The sequence below is a fragment of the Paenibacillus sp. M-152 genome, from assembly GCF_003856555.1.
GTDB classification, from domain to species: domain Bacteria; phylum Bacillota; class Bacilli; order Paenibacillales; family Paenibacillaceae; genus Paenibacillus; species Paenibacillus polymyxa_C.
Genome location: NZ_CP034141.1, coordinates 4,969,349 through 4,988,085, shown reverse-complemented (window position 1 = coordinate 4,988,085; position 18,737 = coordinate 4,969,349). Strand labels below are relative to the sequence as shown.

Below are 18,737 nucleotides of genomic sequence, written 5' to 3'. Positions count from 1 at the left end.
TTGCTCGTATTTGCTCACTGGTTATCGCACGGCTGTTTGGTCATGCTTAAAACAATTCAAAGAATTTGACAGATACAATATCACTGCTATAATTTATCCTAGTTGTTTTGATAATGATTATCATTATTGGAGGGGAGGAGAGGGCCGAAGCTTGGCACGAGTTATTGGACAGGCTCCCTTAGTTAGAGATGAAATTGCGCTATTTAATATTAGCTTTTCTGGTACTGGCCTTCGCCTCGGTGTTCATCGGTGTTCATGATGTGACTCCACTTGATTTGTTCCACTTAACCAACGATCAAGCGCAGGTGCTCCTGATTAGCAGATTCCCACGTTTGATCAGCATCATTATCGCAGGGGCGAGTATGAGTATCTGCGGGCTGATTATGCAGCAGCTTACCCGAAACCGATTTGTATCGCCCACCACCGCAGGGACGATGGATGCGGCACGATTAGGTGTGCTGATGGCCATTATGGTGTTTGGAGCGGCGGGATTTTGGACGAAGATGCTGACGGCTTTTGGATTTGCTCTAGGGGGAACGCTGATTTTCATGAAGATATTGGATAAAATCCGTTTCAAGGACCCGGTATTTATCCCGCTTGTTGGTCTGATGTTTGGGGGCATTTTAAATTCGGTGACGACTTTTTTTGCCTACAAATATAATCTGATCCAGGGCATTTCTTCGTGGATGCAGGGGGATTTTTCTCTAATCATGAGTGGCCGCTACGAGATGCTGTATCTTAGTGTTCCTTTGGTTGCGTTGGCGTATATATATGCGAATCGTTTTACAATTGCAGGTATGGGTGAGGATTTTGCAGCCAACTTGGGCGTACATTACAAGCGCACCGTCAATGTGGGTTTGGTGATCGTGGCTTTGGTGTCCTCTGTTGTCATCTTAACCGTTGGTACGATTCCCTTTTTGGGGCTGGTTGTACCCAATCTGGTCAGTATGTATATGGGGGATAATCTGAAAAAAAGCCTGGCTCATACAGCGATCTTGGGCGCCGTTTTTGTGCTGTTTTGCGATATTTTGGGACGGGTGATCATTTACCCATATGAAATTTCTGTAGGGCTTACGGTTGGTGTGATCGGGAGCGCGTTGTTCTTGTATTTGCTGCTGAGGAGAAGGGCTTATGAATCCTAAATTAAAAATCGGAATATTAGCCGCTGCCGCGCTTGTGTTGATTGCTGCTTTTGTGTTTATCGATCTTCCGCACACCTGGCATTACGCGTTGCCGCGACGATTGAAAAAGGTCGCAGCTTTCATTCTGACAGGTGGCTCCATTGCTTTTGCGACCGTTATTTTCCAGACGGTTACGAATAATAAGATTTTGACTCCGGGTATTATCGGGCTGGATTCACTGTATATGCTGATTCAGACGACGATTATTTTTGCATTTGGTTCCGTCCCATTGATTTCGACCAGCAAAGAATTAAACTTTTTGCTGTCAGTGGGGATGATGGTGTTGTTCGCGGGATTGCTATACAAGTTAATTTTCCGCAAGGATGGACGGGGTATTTATGTACTTCTGCTGATCGGTCTGGTGTTCGGGACGCTGTTTAACAGTCTGTCTACCTTTATGGAGGTACTGATTGATCCGAACGAATTTGCGAAAATTCAGGACAAGAGCTTCGCCAGCTTTAGTAATGTAAACACCGAACTGTTATGGCTTTCTGTATTCGTGCTTGTGCTCGTATTTGCTTATGCGTGGAGATTTATTAAGTACCTGGACGTGCTGTCGCTCGGACGGGAGCATGCGATTAATTTAGGTCTCCCTTACAGTTATATCATCAAAAGATTGCTGATTATTGTAGCGATTCTCATCTCCATATCTACGGCACTTGTTGGACCGATCACGTTTCTCGGATTAATTGTGGCCAATGTGGCTTATCAGGTAATGAAGACCTATCAGCACCGTTATATTATTCCGGCCTCCATCTGTGTTAGTGTCATTGCTTTGGCAGGGTGCCAACTGCTGGCGGAAAGAGTATTCGATTTATCGACAACAGTCAGCGTCATTATTAACTTTATCGGGGGGGTGTACTTCCTGTACCTTTTGCTACGGGAGAATAAATCATGGTAGAAGTCAAAAACGTAACCAAACGCTACGGGAATAAAAATGTGGTGGAGCAGGTGTCCGTCACTATACCTAAAGGCACCATTACCTCCTTTATTGGACCTAACGGCGCTGGGAAAAGCACCCTGTTGTCGATGATCAGTCGCCTAACAGATAGTGATGAGGGAGAAATCCTCATTGACGGACAGGCCGTGAGCCTGACCAAAAGTGAGGAGCTAGCCCGGAAGATATCCATTTTAAAACAGACTAATGATGTCAACATCCGCTTAACCGTGAAGGAACTGGTCAGCTTCGGCCGTTTTCCGTATTCCAAGGGCAGATTGAACAGCGAGGATCGCAAAATGGTAGAGCAGTCTATGGCCTACATGGGACTGGAGGATATGAAGGACAAACATATTGATTTGCTCAGTGGGGGACAGCGGCAGCGGGCGTTTATTGCTATGATTCTGGCACAGGACACGGAATACATACTGCTGGATGAGCCGCTGAACAATTTGGATATGAAGCATTCGGTTCAGATTATGAAGACGCTACGCAATTTAGTGGATGATCTGGGCAAAACGATTCTGGTGGTGCTTCACGACATTAACTTTGCTTCCTGCTATTCGGACCATATTGTCGGGATGAAGAATGGCAGATTGCTGAAACAAGGAACGGCTGACGAGATGATCGATAGTCAGGTATTAAAGGATTTGTACGATATGGATATTCCGATTCAACAGATCGGTGATCATAAAATTTGTGTGTACTTCACTTAGGGGGAATGTAAAATGAAGAAAAATTTGATGTTTTTAACACTGATGCTTGCACTGGTACTGATCGTATCGGCCTGTGGCAAAGCGGCTCCGGCAACACAGGAAGCGACTGGCGATGTCTCCTCAACTGCAACAACGGAATCCAAAACTGTATCGGTCAAACACGCACTGGATGAAAACCCGGTCCAAGTCAAAGTCAATCCGAAGAATGTCGTTGTTTTTGATTTTGGTTCATTGGATACGCTCGATAAGCTGGGCGTAGACGTTGCGGCGGTAGCGCAGCAGGATCTTCCTACGTATTTGAACAAATATAAAGATTCCAAATATGCAAGTGCGGGCACGCTGTTTGAGCCGGATTACGAGAAAATCAGTGATCTCTCTCCTGAACTGATCATCATTGGTGGCAGACAAGCTGATGCATATAAAGAATTGAGCAAAATTGCACCCACGATTTCGATGGCTGTAGACACCAAGGATTATATCAATTCCTTTAAGAAAAACGTTGTAACCCTGGGGCAAATCTTCGACAAAGAGGAAGCTGCCAAACAGGAACTGGCTGCGATTGATAGCTCCATTAAGGCTGTACATGACAAGGCTGTAGCGAGCAAGGCTAAAGGATTGATCGTACTGACAAATGAAGGAAGCCTGAGTGCATACGGCTCACAATCCCGCTTCGGTATCATTCATGATGCTTTTGGCGTAACTCCTGTAGATCCTGGCATTAAAGTATCGACGCATGGACAAAAGGTTTCTTTTGAATATGTACAGCAAAAAAATCCAGATTATATTTTTGTCGTTGACCGTGGGGCTGTGGTGGTCGAGGAAGGCAAGGAACAGGTTACAGGTAAACAAACCATTGAGAATGAACTGGTGAAGAAAACGAATGCATATAAAAACGGTCATATTGTATACCTGGATCCTAACTACTGGTACCTGTCAGGTAATGGTCTGGAATCCGTATCTGAAATGATCAAGGAAATAGATGCTGCACTGTAATGCATACATTCACATCATGGGGGACTATGTAGGATGAAGGGTCATGTAGATGAAATTTCATTAGATGGGTATCTTGTGCACATCTATACACCTCCCGTATCTGTGAATCATAATGAGCTGTATCCTGTGCTGTATGTACAGGATGGCAGCTCTTTATTTCTAAGCGGGTTGGATGAGCTGGAAAGAGGTTTTTCTACGGGAGAGCTGCCCCGTGTAATGCTGGTGGGCATTCAGCCTGTGAATCGGCTGGACGATTATACGCCTTGGGAGGCAGTTGCTTTAGTAGAGGGAAGACCTGCTTTTGGCGGTGAAGGAGATGCGTATCTGGCGTTTGTGGTTACAAAAGTAATGCCATACGTCGAGGCAAAATATCCAGTGCAAACTGGGCTAGAGCATACTGGGATGATTGGTGCTTCGTTGGGTGGACTGATTTCCATGTATGCAGCCTTCCGTTATCAGCATATATTTGGACGTATTGGTTCGATCTCGGGTTCGTATTGGTTTCCCGGTATGATCAATTATATGCAATCTGCATCATTTGCCACTGTAATGGCTGGGACACACCGTATATATATATCTGTTGGGACCCGTGAAGGTGAAGGGAAGACGAATGTACAAAAAGATATGGTTCCGTTGACCCTCCAGGCATACGAGGTGCTGCTGACACAGGGATTGGATGCCAAAGAAGTGCTGCTTGAGCTGGATCAAGATGCGGTACATCGTGTGGATTGTTTTCAGCGTCAGTTTCCTAAGGCCATACAGTGGCTGTTCGGATAGCATAAAATGGAATACAGATTTCATACAACAACTTCAACGGATTGGAGAGCATGGAGTCTCTATGTCCTTGGGGTTGTTTTTTTTGTATGTATTTTTCGTATAATAGAGAAATGTTAAAATTTTAAGTTATGCGTCATGGAAGTGAGGGGGGACAACAATGAAGAAAAACCGCCTGGGATCTTCGGATTTGCTGGTAGGTGAGATTGGCTTGGGATGTATGTCGGTCGGTACGGAGGAGCAGCAAGCCGTTTACTTGATTCATGAAGCGTTAGACAGGGGTGTAAATCTGTTGGATACGGCCGATTTGTACCAGCATGGGCGCAATGAAGAAATTGTAGGGTCAGCAATCCGTGGACGGCGGCAGGATGTCATCCTGGCGACCAAGGTCGGCAATCGGCGTATACCAGGGCAGGAGGGATGGGAATGGGACCCATCCAAGAAATATATCCTGTCAGCCGTTAAAGAGAGTCTGCGCCGCCTGGGAACGGACTATATCGACCTGTATCAGTTGCACGGAGGGACGATTAACGATCCGATAGACGAAACGATTGAGGCTTTCGAACAACTGCAACAGGAGGGCGTTATCCGTTACTATGGTATTTCCTCCATTCGTCCGCATGTCATCCGTGAATATGTGGAACGCTCGAATATCGTTAGTGTTATGAATCAGTATAGTTTACTAGACCGGCGTGCAGAGGAAGAAGTATTGTCTTTGCTGCAGGAGCGGGGAATTAGCGTGATTGCACGTGGACCCGTGGCGAGCGGTGTATTGGCTGACAAGGGGGAAGAAAAGGCGGCCAAGGGATACCTAGACTACGAAGAGGCAGAGCTACTGGACGTGCGCAAGCAATTAAAGGCATTTGCAGGACTGGAGCGTAGTATGGAGCAGACGGCAATCCGTTATAGCCTGTCTCATCCGGCTGTCGCTGCTGTGATTCCGGGTGCAAGCTCTTTGGGACAATTGGAGCATAATATTTCTGCAGCAGATATTGCACCGCTAACTGAGCATGATCGAGAGACGCTACAGCAAATCAGCCGAGCCAATCGTTATGACGCGCAATACCGCTGATCCGAGCATAATAGAATAAGTGAAGTACACACTCGAACATGTACTCATCCCAGTTGCAATATATACAAGAATCATTACAATATAGGAATAAGACTGATTTATCATTCATATGTGAATGTGAAGATATTATCAATTCACTCTAGGAGGGACCAATAAATGGAACGCATCGAATCTGAGCAGCAATATCAGGATTTAATTAACGGTGACGGTCTAACCGTCGTGAAATTTGATACCAGCTGGTGTCCAGATTGCAAGACGCTGGATAAATTTATGGACGGCATTATGAAGGAGAACGCGGATAAGCGTTTCTTTGCGCTGGATGCCGAGAAGTTTCAGCCGATTGCTGAACAAAATCAAGTACGCGGCATTCCGAGCCTGCTCGTGTTCCGTAATGGCGAGAAAATTGCTCATTTGCACAGCAAATACGCCAAAACGCCAGCTCAAGTTTCGGAATATCTGACTACGCTGGAATCCAAACAGTAATTAGTTCGCATGGTAGATCTAGATCGGGATGATCTATTGAAGCCCGCGAAATAGCAAAAGGGATATCCAAGGCTGACCTTAAGGCCACTTGGATATCCCTTTTTGGTTGTAGGATACCAAACAATGATTACAAAATAATGAAAAAGAACACAGCTGCCAGCACGAAACGATAGATGGCAAACGTAGTCAAGCTCAAGCGTTTGAGCAGACCGAGGAACGTTTTGATTGCCAGCATACCGACGATAAATGCAGTAATAAAGCCGGCTGCGAACACCGGGAAATCACTCATAGACAGATGATCCATACTTTTAATCATATCAATCCCTGATGCACCCAGCATGACCGGAACAGATACGAGGAATGTAAATTCTGCGGCTGCCGTATGGCTTACACGTGCGAATAGGCCCCCAGACATAGTTGAGCCTGAACGAGAGAAGCCTGGCCATAGAGCTAGGACTTGGAACACACCGATGGTAAAGGCTTGTTTGTACGTGATCTCATCCAACGTATGTGATCTAATAGGCGGATGGAATTTTTCAGCCGCGATCATGAGCAAGCCCCCGATGACCAAACTGTACAAAACCGTTTCAGGACCAAACAAGTATTGCTTGATTACATCACGGAACAGTACACCAATTAATCCCGCAGGGATCATGGCTAAAATAATATGTAACAGGTTTAGACGTGGCTGGGATGAGATTTTGCGTCTGAAATCAAACAGGCTGAGGAATCTGCGCCAGTATAATACAACGACCGCCATCACAGCACCTAATTGTACGATAACCTCAAATGTTTTGACCGTATCATTCTCGGTGTTCAACCCTAGAAGATCAGCCGTAAGGATCATGTGACCCGTCGAAGAGACCGGCAAAAACTCTGTCAGCCCTTCAATAATTCCCATAATAATAGATGATAAAATATCCAATTTACTAGCTCCTCCTTACACGCATGTAGGGCAAACAACCTGAGTCGTTTGCCCTAAAAATATGTCATTTCAGTAGGAGTGAACGCAAGTGCCAAGTGCAGTATGCTGGTCGCTCAGATCACAAAGGTTCACTCCTGGGAAGAAGTGTCCGATTCCGACTCCATTTCCGAGGTCGGGGATTTGTGGTGTAAAATAATTTCCACCCGACGAATACGATTTTTACCCATTTCACGAATGATAAATTTCACATCATCTTCTATGAATTCCTTGCCCTGTCTCGGTTCCGGAACCCGGCTATACACCCACCCTCCGACAGTATCCACGTCTTCATCGTCCAATGCCAAGCCCGTCAGATCACTCAGATCGGAAAGCATCACTTTACCATCCATCAAATAACTGTTCTCCGTCAGTTTCTCGATTTCCTTCCGTTCATCCTTATCAAATTCGTCCCGGATTTCGCCAACAATCTCCTCCAAAATGTCCTCAATGGTAATCAGACCAGAGGTTCCACCATATTCATCGACCAGGAGAGCGATATGAACCTGCTCCTTCTGCATACGTTTCAGTAGCGTGTTGACGGGAATAACTTCCGGAACGGTCAGGATCGGTTGAATCAGGCTATCGAAAACAAGCTCGGGATTGCGATCATACTCAAGGAATAGCTGCTTGGTATTAATCATACCAATGATCTGATCCTTGCTGTCTGTCGCTACCGGAAAACGGGTATACTGTTCTTCGTGAATAGTCTGCATGTTTTCTTTGAGCGAGCGATTCGTAAACAAGCATACCATATCTGTACGTGGCACCATAATTTCTTTGGCAACGGTCTCGTCAAAAGCGAAGATACGATTCACGTAGCCATATTCGGTGTTATTGATCTTACCACTTTCCACGCTTTCGGACAAAATGATCTGAATTTCTTCCTGAGAGTGCGCTTCTTCATGCTCACTAGCCGGTTGAAGACCAAACAGACGAACCAGGCGATTGGCCGAGCCGTTAAGGAGCCAGATAAACGGATACATAATCCGGTTAAACCACACGATGACTGGAGAGGTTAACAAGCTGACAGCTTCCGCTTTGCGGATCGCCAATGTTTTGGGAGCCAGTTCCCCGATTACCACGTGCAGGTAAGTTACAATGACAAATGAAATAATAAAGGCCAGGATATGTGAAAACTCCCCATTGATGTTGAGCTGTTGAAAGAGAGGCTCCAGCAATTTGACTACAGTCGGTTCACCGAGCCAACCGAGTCCTAACGCTGTAATCGTAATACCAAGCTGACAGGCGGACAGGTAGCCGTCCAGATTATTGACGACTTTTTGTAGCGCCAGTGCGTTTTTACGGTTCTCCACGACCAGCTGATCTACCCGGCTGGAACGGATTTTAATAATCGCAAACTCGGTAGCCACGAAGAAAGCACTAAATAAAATCAACACCGCAAACAAAAATAGACTGACACCTATACCCATATAATTTTCACTCATCCCTTTTTCGTTCAATTTTTTAAGAAACTCTATTTTGAGTTCACTTGAACTTATTTTAAGAACTTAAAAGAAAATATACAAGGTTCATATGGAATCGTAGCAGGTCACCTACCTCTAATTTACACGAAAAATAAGGCATAATAGAACCCGCACGGCTCATTGCTTCACTTTACAAGCCTAGTTTAAGGGCGTATGATGAGTTCGAATGAACTTGAAATGTAACAAAGGGAGGAAAGCAGATGGAGTCTTTTACCCTCACTCGCCGTGATATGGCCCATTTGCTGCTGGCCATGGAAGGTCGCAGCGATTTGCAGCCTTTGGCTGTTCTCCAAGACGCTTGGAGGCGCACTCATAGCCATCTTGCCCGTTCCGGTAGCACCATGCCGACATTTCTATATACCGAAGTGACGCCTGTGCTGGACAAAATCATCAAGGGCAAGCACAGCGCAGCCTTTTCGCTGCAGGAAATTGTTTCTCTAGGCCAACTGGTGGAATATAGTCATGTCTCACTCGCCTCTATGCAAAATTGGGTCAAACGTGATTTTAAGGAGTTTCTCGGCGCTCCGAAGATCGGCAAAAAATACTCAGTCAACCAGGCAGCCATATTGCTTATCGTGGAAGATTTAAAATCATGTCTTGATTTTGAGTCCATCCGTCAGCTATTTTATATCCTGTTCCAACAGCCTGAAGATGATACGGATGATCTGATTCAGCCGGTCGATTTGTACGCTGCATATTCAACTTTATTTGAAGAACTGGATGCGAACGGAGACCAACTGCTTGATGTGACAGGAGCAGGGTATGCCAAAGACAACGGAAATTCTGCTACAGGACAGAAGCGGCAGGAAGCTGCGACAGAAGAACTGCTGGTACAGGCTGCAGATCAATATACTTGTCGTTTACAGCACTTGACCCCCAACCAGTGTGAAGCAGTGCGTAATACTTTGCTGGTAGCAGCGGTATCGGTGCAAAATAGTTATTTTTTGTCGATGGCGCGTCGGTATGTGAATGCGACATTATTTTTGGATTTTCAAGGATAGATTAGGATTGGCGCAAGAGGCCGATCCTATTTTTTTTGCTCTTTTTTGAGGATTGTCTACCCTTTTGGAGACTGAAAAAGTATACAAAAGAGGTATATACACTCAAACGCTGTCAAAGATACAATAAACATATATAATCCAGCAATTGGAAAAACTTTGAATATCTCTTCCAAAGCATCTGGATACACACACAGGAGGTAATGGCATGTCCGATGTCTCCATCATCATTTGTACCCGCAACCGGATCGAAGACCTGACACGCTGTATACAATCTATTGCTGCACAACAGCAATTGGAGCATACAGCTGTAGAACTGCTGATTGTTGATGACGGCGATATTTCCGACCAACAGATTGAACAGTACCGTCACATGGTATCCGGATTGCCTCAAGGTGTTCTCAAATATTATAAAAAAAGTCGTCCCGGCGTTTGGTTATCCCGCTATGAGGCCTTGTCTCTCGTACGGTATGATATTGTGCTGTATTTTGACGATGATGCTGAACTGGACGATAAACTCTATATCCGGCGCTTGCTCGATACCTACGAACAGGATGAAACGATTGTAGGTGTTGGAGGGATTGCAAAGGGACTACATTCAAGCCGGGCAGGAAAGCTGCTTGGCGTTTTGACTTTTCAGATGTCTTCTTCCCTTGGCAAGCTCTCACCCAGTAGTCTGGCAGGTTCTTTGCTGCGTTGGAGCGAAGCAACTGAGACTTTTGACACTGAATTTTTCCATGGCTGCAATATGTCATTTCGGAGGGATGCGCTTCGGGACATGAAGCCGTATCCGTGGATGACCAGCTATGCGGTGGCTGACGACTTGTACATGTGCCAGTTAGCGAGCCGTTACGGCAAACTGGTGATTAATCCTGACTTAAAAATCATCCATCATGAATCTCCAAGCTCGCGCGATAAGGCGGGCAAAGTAGCCAAGGCGACAGCAATTAACCACTATTATTTTCTTGCCCTGAAAAAGGCGGGATTTATCCAGTATGGAGCTCTTTTATGGACCTTAACCTACTTGATGCTCAAAGAAACGCTGCGCCGTAATTTTAACGCAGCAGATGGATACAAGCAGGGGGTGTTGTTCATTCTGAACCCGCGTAAGCAAAAATATAACGAATATTTAGGCCCGGCGGTTCAGTAATCTGCTTTAAACACATTGACAGGATAAAGGGGGAGTATGATGTTAAGCTTGTCCATTGCTCTGTGCACCCGCAATCGGGTTGACGATCTGACCCGATGCATCAATTCAATTGCCATGGGGGGAGCACCAGAGGCATGTGAAACCGAGCTGTGGATTATTGATGACGGAAAACTGCCAAAGCATGTGCTGGAACGTTATGAGCGTCAGTTGGGCAGAGCGGGAATTGCCTACCGATATCATCGTAAGGAGCAACCCGGACTATGGTTATCACGTGTAAAAACGGTGGAGCTTGCCCAAGGTGACATCATTTTGTTCCTTGACGATGATGTTGAGCTGCCGGGCAACTACTTGAATGAGTTAATGCGCACCTATGAGGCGTATCCGCAGGCAGCTGGTGTTGGAGGCATAGCACAGGGAATGAGTAACAGTTTCATGGGTACGATTCGCTGCTTGCTTTCGTTCCAGCAATCCTTGTCCAAAGGGAGATTGTCCCTCAGCGGTCAGTCCGGCTCGATGTACAACTGGCATAAGGCCAAGAAGACGTTTAAGACCCAGTTTTTTCATGGTTGTAATATGTCATTTCGCCGTGATGCGATTCTAAGTCTGGAGCCGGTACCTTGGTTGCAAAGCTATAGCGTCGGCGAGGATTTATTACTTTCCCGTATCGCCATGAAAAGCGGTCCATTGTATATTAATCCGGCGCTTACGCTGCTTCATCACGAATCGCCGTCCTCGCGCGACAATATGGAACAGGTTACTTATATGCGGGTGATGAATCATATTCATCTACTACGTGACGAGGGGTCTGGGCCGATCGGTTATGCAGCACTATATTGGACGACGTTGTATCAGATTTTGAGGGAAAGACCCAAAAAAAATCATAAAGCCATTCAAGGCTATAGAAGAGCACTGAAAGAAATTTTCTCAAGTACGAAGGAGCCTGTTAGCGGAGGACAGTTGTCTGAGCGCAATTCCAAAAAAACGGTGGGCTGATGGAGGTGCGTCAAAAGACGCGATGTGAGCATAGAGACGAGAGGCTTAATAAGGAACAGGAGTTGGACGTAACATGAGCACATGGACAGCAGCAAGGAAAGTATTCACGGGTGACAGTCTCGCCAAAACGATCATGCGCACGAGCTTTAATAATTTTTTTGTGCTAATCGTCACGACCCTGACTTCCATCCTGACCGCACGTATGCTCGGAGTAGAGGGGAAAGGTGAACTGGCGGCTGTTCTGTTCTGGCCTACGCTGATCGGCAGTGTATTGAGCTTCGGCTTGCCAACATCGTTAATTTATAACCTCAAGAAGAAAACAGGCACGACGGAAGAACTGCTGGCGTTGTCGCTCTGGATTCAGTTGCCTTCCAGTCTGTTGGCGGGAGCGGTGGCCTGGATATGTATGCCGTTGTGGCTGAATGGCTATGGTGCAGACATCATCCAACTGTCGCAGATTTATTGTGCGGCAGCAGTACCGCTAGCGGTACTTACAGCACTCACGACGGCATTATCGCAAGGACTGGATCGATTTAGCGTATATAACGGCCTGTTGTTTTACTATCCGTTACTGAATTTCATCGGTCTAGTGACCCTGTGGCTGATGGGCTTACTCAATGTGCAACTGGCGGGGGCAGTGAATTTTGCTGCGAGTTTCCTTGCGCTCATGTGGGCGTTCCTCCGTTTGCGCAAGCATATGAATTTGCGCGCATTTCGTCCGTTGACCAGCCGCCAAGTGCTGCGCCCTTATTATAGCTATGGAGCGCGGGTGTACGGGATGGAGTTGATGGGGACGCTGTCCACACAAACGGACAAAATCGTCATTGTGGCGCTGCTGTCGCCCAAAGCGTTCGGTCTGTACTCTGTTGTCTACGCCTTGTCCCGTGTGTTCAATGTGGTGCAAAATGCTGTCACTAATGTAACCTTCCCGAAGGTGACAGGGATGGAACACAGCAAAATTGTCGAAACGGTGGGTCGTGCTTTTCGCATCTCTATGGCTGCGATGCTAATCGTCATTGTACCGGCTCTCTTCATTGGACGATACATGCTGGGATTACTGTACGGTCCCGCTTTTCTGGAAGCATCGCTAACGTTCTACCTGCTGTCACTGGAATGTATTATTGGTGGTGGCTCATGGATTTTGGCTTCGGCCTTTAACGCACTCGGTCGTCCGGGACTGGTACTGTTCCGGCAAATTGTAGCCTATGCGATCACCGTCGGTCTGTTTTTTATTTGTACACCGATCTTCGGTCTGGACGGCATTGCTATTGCTTTGCTTGTAGGTGCTTGTGTACGGTTGGCGTTCTCGCTGTTCTCGTTCCCCATGTTTTTCAATGTTCCGCTATCCCGGATCATTTTTGATAAAAGTGATATTACATTTGTCTTGCAGACTATACAAAAGAAGCGCAGGAAGGGAGAACTGAAAGATGCCGAATTCGCATCCCATGGCTAAACTAAAAAATAAGCTAAGCGTCATTCTCGACGTAGTCCCTCAAGGTTCGAATATTATTTATGTCGATTATCCCGTCTATAATAACGGTGGGGATGTACTGATCATGAAAGGCACCGAAGCGTTCTTTAAGGATAATGATATTCGTGTCCGTGCCCGTTATAGCGCCATGGATATTCCCGATCAGCTTCATATTCCGGGCGACTGGATTATCGTATGCCACGGTGGTGGCAACTTTGGCGACTTATATTCAAATCACCAAAATTTGCGAGAACGCATCGTTCGTGATTTCCCTAACCACCGAATTGTAATCATGCCGCAGACGATCCACTTCCAGTCTGAACAGAAGGCTAATGAGGTGGCTGCCCTGTTTAATGCTCACCCGGATCTACATATGTTTGTGCGGGATACACGCTCTTATCAGTGGGCTAAGGATAAGCTGAACCAGTGCAGCATCACATTATGTCCTGATATGGCGCACCAGCTTTGGCCATTGAAGCCAACTACGGAAACCGTGAAGGATGTACTGTACTTCCTGCGTACGGATATTGAAACGGTGGGGGGGCAAAAGAAATTCGATGACGAGGCTGATGCCTCTCACCGTCTGGACTGGGATACTTTATTCACTCCGCTGGAAGTGAAGGGGATCGTCTATTTCCAAAAGTTTTACCGTCTGAATAAGAAAATTGGCGGCCCGTTGCCTACCCGTACATTCTGGTACAAGTACACTGACCATCTCATGAACAAGGCGGTTACGCTGTTCAGTTCTTACCGTGAGGTTCGCACTTCACGGTTGCACGGTCACATTCTGGCCTGTCTGCTTGATATGCCGCATGTTGTCATCGATAATTCTTACGGCAAGAATTCGCAATATTATAATACCTGGACACAGCCGAATCCGAAGGCAAAGCTGTTCAGTGAAACACCTGAAGCATTAGAGCAGCCGTCTTAATCGTAAGAAAAGCTAGTTAAAGACCTCCTGAACACTTCATTGGTTTAGGAGGTTTTTGGTTCAGTACTACAAAGAGCATAAGTATAATTTAATTAGATAAACAATTAAGGTAATGAATATTTTAATGACTTAATCTATAAGAGAGGATATTTTCGCTCTATTTTGACAATTCATTTCATGAATAGATATAATTTATGGGATAAAACTTGCAGAAAAGCGCGGAATTCTCCAGCTTTTGCTGTACATCACATGATCGTATATTTATTTAAATGAATCGAGGCTGACGAATGAGCAATCAATCGATGGACATGCTTCTCACGAAGGATATCGTGCGTGAAGGGGAACCGATTTTGCGCAAAAAGGTTGATCCGGTATGTCTGCCGCTGTCTGAAGAGGATCTTCAACAGATGCAATGGATGCTGGATTATCTGAAAAATAGCCAAAATGAAGAGCTGGCCACCCGCTATGAGCTGCGCCCGGGTGTAGGGCTATCCGCCAACCAGGTTGGGTTAAATAAAAGAATGTGTGCTATTTATTATGAGGACGGAGACCAAATGGTAGAATATGCCCTGTTTAATCCGAAGCTGGTCAGCCACTCTACATCCATGATTTATTTGGAACAGGGGGAGGGATGCTTGTCTGTAGATCGGTATATACCCGGATATGTACCGCGTTACGAGAAGATTCGCATCAAGGCCAATTTGCCGGACGGGACTCAGGAGTTGTTAACGTTTAAGGGTTATGCAGCGATTGTTGTACAGCATGAAATGGACCATCTGGATGGCATTATGTTTTATGACCGTATCAACCCGGAAGATCCGCATAAGCTGCCACAGGGAGTGCATATCGAACCTTTTGTACGTAAATAGTTCGTGATCTGTAAAGTGTGGTGACTCCGTTCACCACCTTTTTATTTTGCAAGAAAATATGGATATAAATGTTGTGAAGCTTTAAACTGAAAACATGTAAGCGCTTATTTCGCGGGAGGGATGGCATGTATCGTGGAGTCCGGCATCTGATGAATAATATGCGTATGCGGAATAAGCTGCTCTTCTCCTACGTACTGATTGTCATGATCCCAGTGCTGGTGGTGGGCGGCTGCGTTACTTTTTATTTGCGAGAGCAGGCACTGGACAGTGCGATTGCCCAGACGGTAAATAATGTGGAAAAGATTAAGAGCCAGACAGCAAATTTACTACGTGTGCCAACAGATATTTCAAATGGGCTGATGTTCGATAAAAGGCTAAAGGAGATGGCGAACCGTCGTTATCCCGGCATGGTGGAGCTCATGAATGCGTACCATCAATACAAGGATTTTAATGAGTACACCCAACAATATAGAGAGGTTGCTACTATCCGGTTCTATTCGTACAATCCGACGTTGGTCAACAATCTGGAGTTTATTCCTGTGGACTCTAACATTGAGCGGCAGCCATGGTTCCAGGAGGCTTTGAAGGGGACGGCGATTAACTGGATTTACATTCAGGATAAGGAGGATAACCCGGTTAACCGCCTCAGCCTGGTACGACAAATTCCTTTTCCCGAATACAATTCCAAGGGAGTTCTGATGATTGCACTGAGTCAGACCGAGTTGAATCATATGCTAAGCAAGGAGCCCTTTGAAACATTGATTGCGGATCGTAACGGGATTGTGGTCGCAGCTACCCATCCACAGTCGGTAGGTCAGACGTTGACCGATTTACATTTAGGCTTTGATGTCCAGCGTGCAGGTAAGGGGATATATGAAGCAAAAATCAACGGAACGCCCTCGAACATTATTGTGGATGAGCTGCTGCCAACCTCAAGTGTGAGCGGATTGACAATTATTTCGGTGTTTTCTACGGAACATATTGTGCAGGGGGCGAACCGGGTCAGCCTGATTGGTGCATTATGTGTACTAGCGGTACTCATCATGGCGCTGATTCTGATTACCATCATTTCCTGGCTTATTACCAAACGGCTCCAGCGGTTGAGCTATGAGCTGGGTCAAGTAGCTGCGGGTGATTTTCATGTAGTATCCAGTGTGGAGGGAAGGGACGAGATCGGTGATTTATCGCGCCGTTTCAACTACATGGTAAGTAGTATCCGCCAGCTTATGGCACAGGTCTATGAGACGAGTGAGCATAACAATAAGCTTGAATTGGCACAAAAGGATATCAAGCTAAAAATGATGGCAAGCCAAATTAATCCGCATTTTCTGTTTAACGCGTTAGAATCCATTCGAATGAAAGCACATTTGAATGGGGAAGCGGAGATTGCAACGACGGTCCGTTTGCTTGGCAGGCTGATGCGCAGGAATCTGGAGATTGGCAGTGGTAAAACAACCGTATTACAGGAACTGGATATGGTGCGATCCTATTTGCAAATTCAGCAGTTCAGGTTTGGGAATCGTTTGGTCTATGAAGTGAATTTGGAAGAAAGCGCGAAGGACATGTCGATTCCTCCCTTAATCATACAACCGCTAGTGGAAAATGCAGTTATTCATGGCCTAGAAAATAAGGAAGAGCCAGTTACCGTGAAGGTAGATATCACAATAGAACAAAGAGAACTGCACATTAAAGTGGCTGATGATGGAATTGGCATGAAGGAAGAGCAACTGACCCGTCTGTTGGCTCGGATCACGGGTACGGAGGAGCCGGAAGGGAGCAGTATTGGTCTGCGTAATGTTCATCAACGTCTGACATTGATGTATGGTGAACGTTATGGTCTGCATATTGAAAGCGCATTACAGGTAGGAACAACCGTATACTTTTCCATACCAAGGGAGGAAGCGTCGAATGTATAAAGCGATGATTGTAGATGATGAGCCTGCGATTCGTGAAGGACTGTCTTCCATTATTGACTGGGGGGATTGTGGCTTTCGCATCGTCGATACGGCAGAGAACGGACGCGAGGCTCTGGAAAAGTTCGGAGAGCATCGACCGGAACTGGTCATTGTAGATATTCGTATGCCTGGGATGAGTGGATTGGAGGTTATACAAAGCATACGCCAAATGAATGGGGAGCCGTTTCACTTTCTCATTTTAAGCGGATATGCAGACTTTAATTATGCTAGGCAAGCCATGGGATTCGGGGTGGATGGTTATCTGTTGAAGCCGGTTGATGAGGAAGAAATGACGTTAGAGCTGAAACGAGTACGACAAAGCATTGAGAATGAAAAGGGAGATGGAAAGTGGGGGAGTCCATCTCCGCATGAGCGCGATTGGATTGAAGCGCTGTTGTTTCCGGTTCATGCAGAGCACACTCGGGATGCTGTGGAACCCAGCCATCGTGCATCCAAGCAAGCTGATCACCAAAGCGGCGCTGGAAAGCACGGACAACAGCCAGCGTTACCAGCATTGGACTGGAGTAGCTATCAGGTGATTTTGCTAGATTTGCGTATACCTGACTGGGATCGGCAAGCCCGGCAGTTGGCAGCAAAGCAGCGGCTAGCGGAATTGTGTCGTGATCAGGATAGAGGCATTGTGTTTGAGGCTGGAATATATACGGGCCTACTGCTTCCTGCCATGTTAAAAACGGAGCAAGATGCTGTTCAGTTGCTGGCTGCATGGCGACAGGAACTAAAGCCTTGGGTAAATGAAATCTATGGGGCTGCTGGCGCTCCGGTAGACATTCTTAGCGATATCCCCAGATCTTTTGAGCAGGCGTTACGATTATTGGAGCGTACGTTTTTGTTCCGAGCAGAAAGAGTCATGCTTCCCGAAGACTTACATGAATGGGAGACAGTCCATGCTGAAATGGATGAAGCGTCTGACAGGGCCTCGGATGACCCCATGCGTTATGCAGAAAAGCTGTACTATGCGCTGGATATGGCTAATGGTAAAGCGGCGACCCGTGTCATTAAGGACATGGAAATCCAATTTCCACAGATTTATCGTACAGAATCTGCAATCAAGGCGGCATTCGCTCAGACATTCACACTGGCACTGAACAAGTATGCAGCTGGACAAGAACACAGCCGGACCGTGCTGGAGGAGCACTCTAACCTGATTACCAATGTATATGCCTATTCAACATTGGGCGAGCTGGTGGATCACTCGCTCGAACATGTGTTGCAGTGGATTGGCCAGACTGATACGGGTGGCAAGGAGATCATCATGAAGCAAATGATTGACTTTATACATGGTCATTATGATGAAAATTTGCGACTGGAGTTACTGGCAGATATGTTCAATTACAATAGTGGGTATTTGGGCAAACTGTTCAAAAGTCATACAGGCGAGGCCTTTAATGCCTACCTGGATAAGGTAAGGATTGAGCGAGCAAGGGAATTGCTTGCACAGGGGATTAAGGTACACCAAGTGGCGGGCCGCGTGGGGTATGCGAATGCAGATTATTTTCATAGTAAATTTAAAAAGTATGTTGGAATGTCACCTTCCTCTTACCGTAATCAGGTCCAAAAGAACGGAGGAACAGATGGCTGTTGATCGATTCCCTAGGTTTAACGTTATGAAGTCTCTCTTGCAGATGTCGGAGGTATCTCCTCCGAATGAAGAGAGGCTCTTTTTATATATATTGAAAAAGACAGATCAATAGAAAATGTCACATTGATTATGGAATTTAGGGCATTTCCGTAGAAAAGCCATCGTT

17 protein-coding genes are annotated in these 18,737 nt (G+C 46.1%); 15 read left to right on the top strand and 2 right to left on the bottom strand.

Going from position 1 to position 18,737, the window contains the following annotated elements; genetic code table 11:
- The first annotated feature begins 188 nt into the window (after nucleotides 1-188).
- From EGM68_RS21925 to EGM68_RS21895, 7 genes are all read left to right on the top strand, one after another.
- Complete coding sequence (locus EGM68_RS21925) at nucleotides 189-1,142, top strand: ABC transporter permease (protein ID WP_129550005.1); 954 nt, start codon at nucleotides 189-191, stop codon at nucleotides 1,140-1,142.
- Nucleotides 1,132-2,082 (top strand): iron chelate uptake ABC transporter family permease subunit, encoded by a 951-nt coding sequence (locus tag EGM68_RS21920; protein WP_017425553.1) that lies wholly within the window; start codon nucleotides 1,132-1,134, stop codon nucleotides 2,080-2,082. Before EGM68_RS21925 ends, EGM68_RS21920 begins: the two co-directional genes overlap by 11 nt.
- Nucleotides 2,076-2,834, top strand: coding sequence for an iron ABC transporter ATP-binding protein (locus EGM68_RS21915; RefSeq protein WP_013373133.1), 759 nt, complete (start codon nucleotides 2,076-2,078; stop codon nucleotides 2,832-2,834). Before EGM68_RS21920 ends, EGM68_RS21915 begins: the two co-directional genes overlap by 7 nt.
- A 12-nt stretch (nucleotides 2,835-2,846) precedes the next feature.
- Entirely contained in the window at nucleotides 2,847-3,827 is a 981-nt protein-coding gene (locus EGM68_RS21910) for a siderophore ABC transporter substrate-binding protein (RefSeq protein WP_129550004.1), read from the top strand.
- Nucleotides 3,828-3,860: 33 nt separating this feature from the next.
- On the top strand, nucleotides 3,861-4,604 hold the full coding sequence (locus EGM68_RS21905; protein ID WP_129550003.1) for an alpha/beta hydrolase: 744 nt from the start codon (nucleotides 3,861-3,863) through the stop codon (nucleotides 4,602-4,604).
- A gap of 157 nt (nucleotides 4,605-4,761) precedes the next feature.
- The gene (locus EGM68_RS21900) at nucleotides 4,762-5,673 is read left to right on the top strand and encodes an aldo/keto reductase (RefSeq protein WP_129550002.1); all 912 of its coding nucleotides are present in this window, start codon (nucleotides 4,762-4,764) and stop codon (nucleotides 5,671-5,673) included.
- Nucleotides 5,674-5,829: 156 nt separating this feature from the next.
- Nucleotides 5,830-6,156: a thioredoxin family protein gene (locus tag EGM68_RS21895; protein WP_013373129.1), complete on the top strand. Its 327-nt coding sequence runs from the start codon at nucleotides 5,830-5,832 to the stop codon at nucleotides 6,154-6,156.
- Between the two features lie 127 nt (nucleotides 6,157-6,283).
- Here the strand turns inward: EGM68_RS21895 and bacA are convergent, their stop codons facing one another.
- Both bacA and EGM68_RS21885 read right to left on the bottom strand, forming a co-directional pair.
- Complete coding sequence (gene bacA / locus EGM68_RS21890; RefSeq protein WP_013373128.1) at nucleotides 6,284-7,081, bottom strand: undecaprenyl-diphosphate phosphatase; 798 nt, start codon at nucleotides 7,079-7,081, stop codon at nucleotides 6,284-6,286.
- Between the two features lie 128 nt (nucleotides 7,082-7,209).
- Nucleotides 7,210-8,550, bottom strand: a complete 1,341-nt coding sequence (locus EGM68_RS21885; protein WP_016324731.1) for a hemolysin family protein — start codon at nucleotides 8,548-8,550, stop codon at nucleotides 7,210-7,212.
- A 254-nt stretch (nucleotides 8,551-8,804) separates the two neighbouring features.
- Here EGM68_RS21885 and EGM68_RS21880 point away from each other — a divergent pair, with 254 nt between their 5' ends.
- The 8 genes from EGM68_RS21880 (at nucleotide 8,805) to EGM68_RS21845 (ending at nucleotide 18,574) form a co-directional block, all read left to right on the top strand.
- The gene (locus EGM68_RS21880) at nucleotides 8,805-9,605 is read left to right on the top strand and encodes a DUF1836 domain-containing protein (RefSeq protein WP_040102844.1); all 801 of its coding nucleotides are present in this window, start codon (nucleotides 8,805-8,807) and stop codon (nucleotides 9,603-9,605) included.
- Nucleotides 9,606-9,810: 205 nt separating this feature from the next.
- Nucleotides 9,811-10,752 carry a glycosyltransferase family 2 protein gene (locus EGM68_RS21875; RefSeq protein WP_016820344.1) on the top strand — a complete coding sequence of 314 codons (942 nt, stop codon included), beginning with the start codon at nucleotides 9,811-9,813 and terminating at the stop codon, nucleotides 10,750-10,752.
- 39 nt (nucleotides 10,753-10,791) lie between these two features.
- Entirely contained in the window at nucleotides 10,792-11,745 is a 954-nt protein-coding gene (locus tag EGM68_RS21870; protein WP_129550360.1) for a glycosyltransferase family 2 protein, read from the top strand.
- A 73-nt stretch (nucleotides 11,746-11,818) separates the two neighbouring features.
- The gene (locus EGM68_RS21865; RefSeq protein ID WP_129550001.1) at nucleotides 11,819-13,198 is read left to right on the top strand and encodes a lipopolysaccharide biosynthesis protein; all 1,380 of its coding nucleotides are present in this window, start codon (nucleotides 11,819-11,821) and stop codon (nucleotides 13,196-13,198) included.
- Nucleotides 13,173-14,147, top strand: a complete 975-nt coding sequence (locus EGM68_RS21860) for a polysaccharide pyruvyl transferase family protein (protein WP_064963580.1) — start codon at nucleotides 13,173-13,175, stop codon at nucleotides 14,145-14,147. The genes EGM68_RS21865 and EGM68_RS21860 overlap by 26 nt, the downstream gene beginning before the upstream one ends.
- Before the next feature lie 287 nt (nucleotides 14,148-14,434).
- Nucleotides 14,435-15,016, top strand: coding sequence for a peptide deformylase (gene def / locus EGM68_RS21855; protein ID WP_129550000.1), 582 nt, complete (start codon nucleotides 14,435-14,437; stop codon nucleotides 15,014-15,016).
- 125 nt (nucleotides 15,017-15,141) lie between these two features.
- Nucleotides 15,142-16,932, top strand: a complete 1,791-nt coding sequence (locus EGM68_RS21850) for a cache domain-containing sensor histidine kinase (RefSeq protein ID WP_102163508.1) — start codon at nucleotides 15,142-15,144, stop codon at nucleotides 16,930-16,932.
- Nucleotides 16,925-18,574, top strand: a complete 1,650-nt coding sequence (locus tag EGM68_RS21845) for a response regulator transcription factor (RefSeq protein ID WP_129549999.1) — start codon at nucleotides 16,925-16,927, stop codon at nucleotides 18,572-18,574. Before EGM68_RS21850 ends, EGM68_RS21845 begins: the two co-directional genes overlap by 8 nt.
- Nucleotides 18,575-18,737: the final 163 nt, after the last annotated feature.

Coding starts and splice junctions, on each gene's coding strand:
- EGM68_RS21880 (WP_040102844.1), top strand. CDS start 8,805: ATGGAGTCTTTTACCCTCACTCGCCGTGATATGGCCCATTTGCTGCTG.
- EGM68_RS21860 (WP_064963580.1), top strand. CDS start 13,173: ATGCCGAATTCGCATCCCATGGCTAAACTAAAAAATAAGCTAAGCGTC.
- EGM68_RS21845 (WP_129549999.1), top strand. CDS start 16,925: ATGTATAAAGCGATGATTGTAGATGATGAGCCTGCGATTCGTGAAGGA.
- EGM68_RS21865 (WP_129550001.1), top strand. CDS start 11,819: ATGAGCACATGGACAGCAGCAAGGAAAGTATTCACGGGTGACAGTCTC.
- EGM68_RS21875 (WP_016820344.1), top strand. CDS start 9,811: ATGTCCGATGTCTCCATCATCATTTGTACCCGCAACCGGATCGAAGAC.
- EGM68_RS21885 (WP_016324731.1), bottom strand. CDS start 8,550: ATGGGTATAGGTGTCAGTCTATTTTTGTTTGCGGTGTTGATTTTATTT.
- EGM68_RS21910 (WP_129550004.1), top strand. CDS start 2,847: ATGAAGAAAAATTTGATGTTTTTAACACTGATGCTTGCACTGGTACTG.
- EGM68_RS21900 (WP_129550002.1), top strand. CDS start 4,762: ATGAAGAAAAACCGCCTGGGATCTTCGGATTTGCTGGTAGGTGAGATT.
- EGM68_RS21920 (WP_017425553.1), top strand. CDS start 1,132: ATGAATCCTAAATTAAAAATCGGAATATTAGCCGCTGCCGCGCTTGTG.
- EGM68_RS21925 (WP_129550005.1), top strand. CDS start 189: ATGAAATTGCGCTATTTAATATTAGCTTTTCTGGTACTGGCCTTCGCC.
- def (WP_129550000.1), top strand. CDS start 14,435: ATGAGCAATCAATCGATGGACATGCTTCTCACGAAGGATATCGTGCGT.
- EGM68_RS21895 (WP_013373129.1), top strand. CDS start 5,830: ATGGAACGCATCGAATCTGAGCAGCAATATCAGGATTTAATTAACGGT.
- EGM68_RS21915 (WP_013373133.1), top strand. CDS start 2,076: ATGGTAGAAGTCAAAAACGTAACCAAACGCTACGGGAATAAAAATGTG.
- EGM68_RS21870 (WP_129550360.1), top strand. CDS start 10,792: ATGTTAAGCTTGTCCATTGCTCTGTGCACCCGCAATCGGGTTGACGAT.
- EGM68_RS21905 (WP_129550003.1), top strand. CDS start 3,861: ATGAAGGGTCATGTAGATGAAATTTCATTAGATGGGTATCTTGTGCAC.
- EGM68_RS21850 (WP_102163508.1), top strand. CDS start 15,142: ATGTATCGTGGAGTCCGGCATCTGATGAATAATATGCGTATGCGGAAT.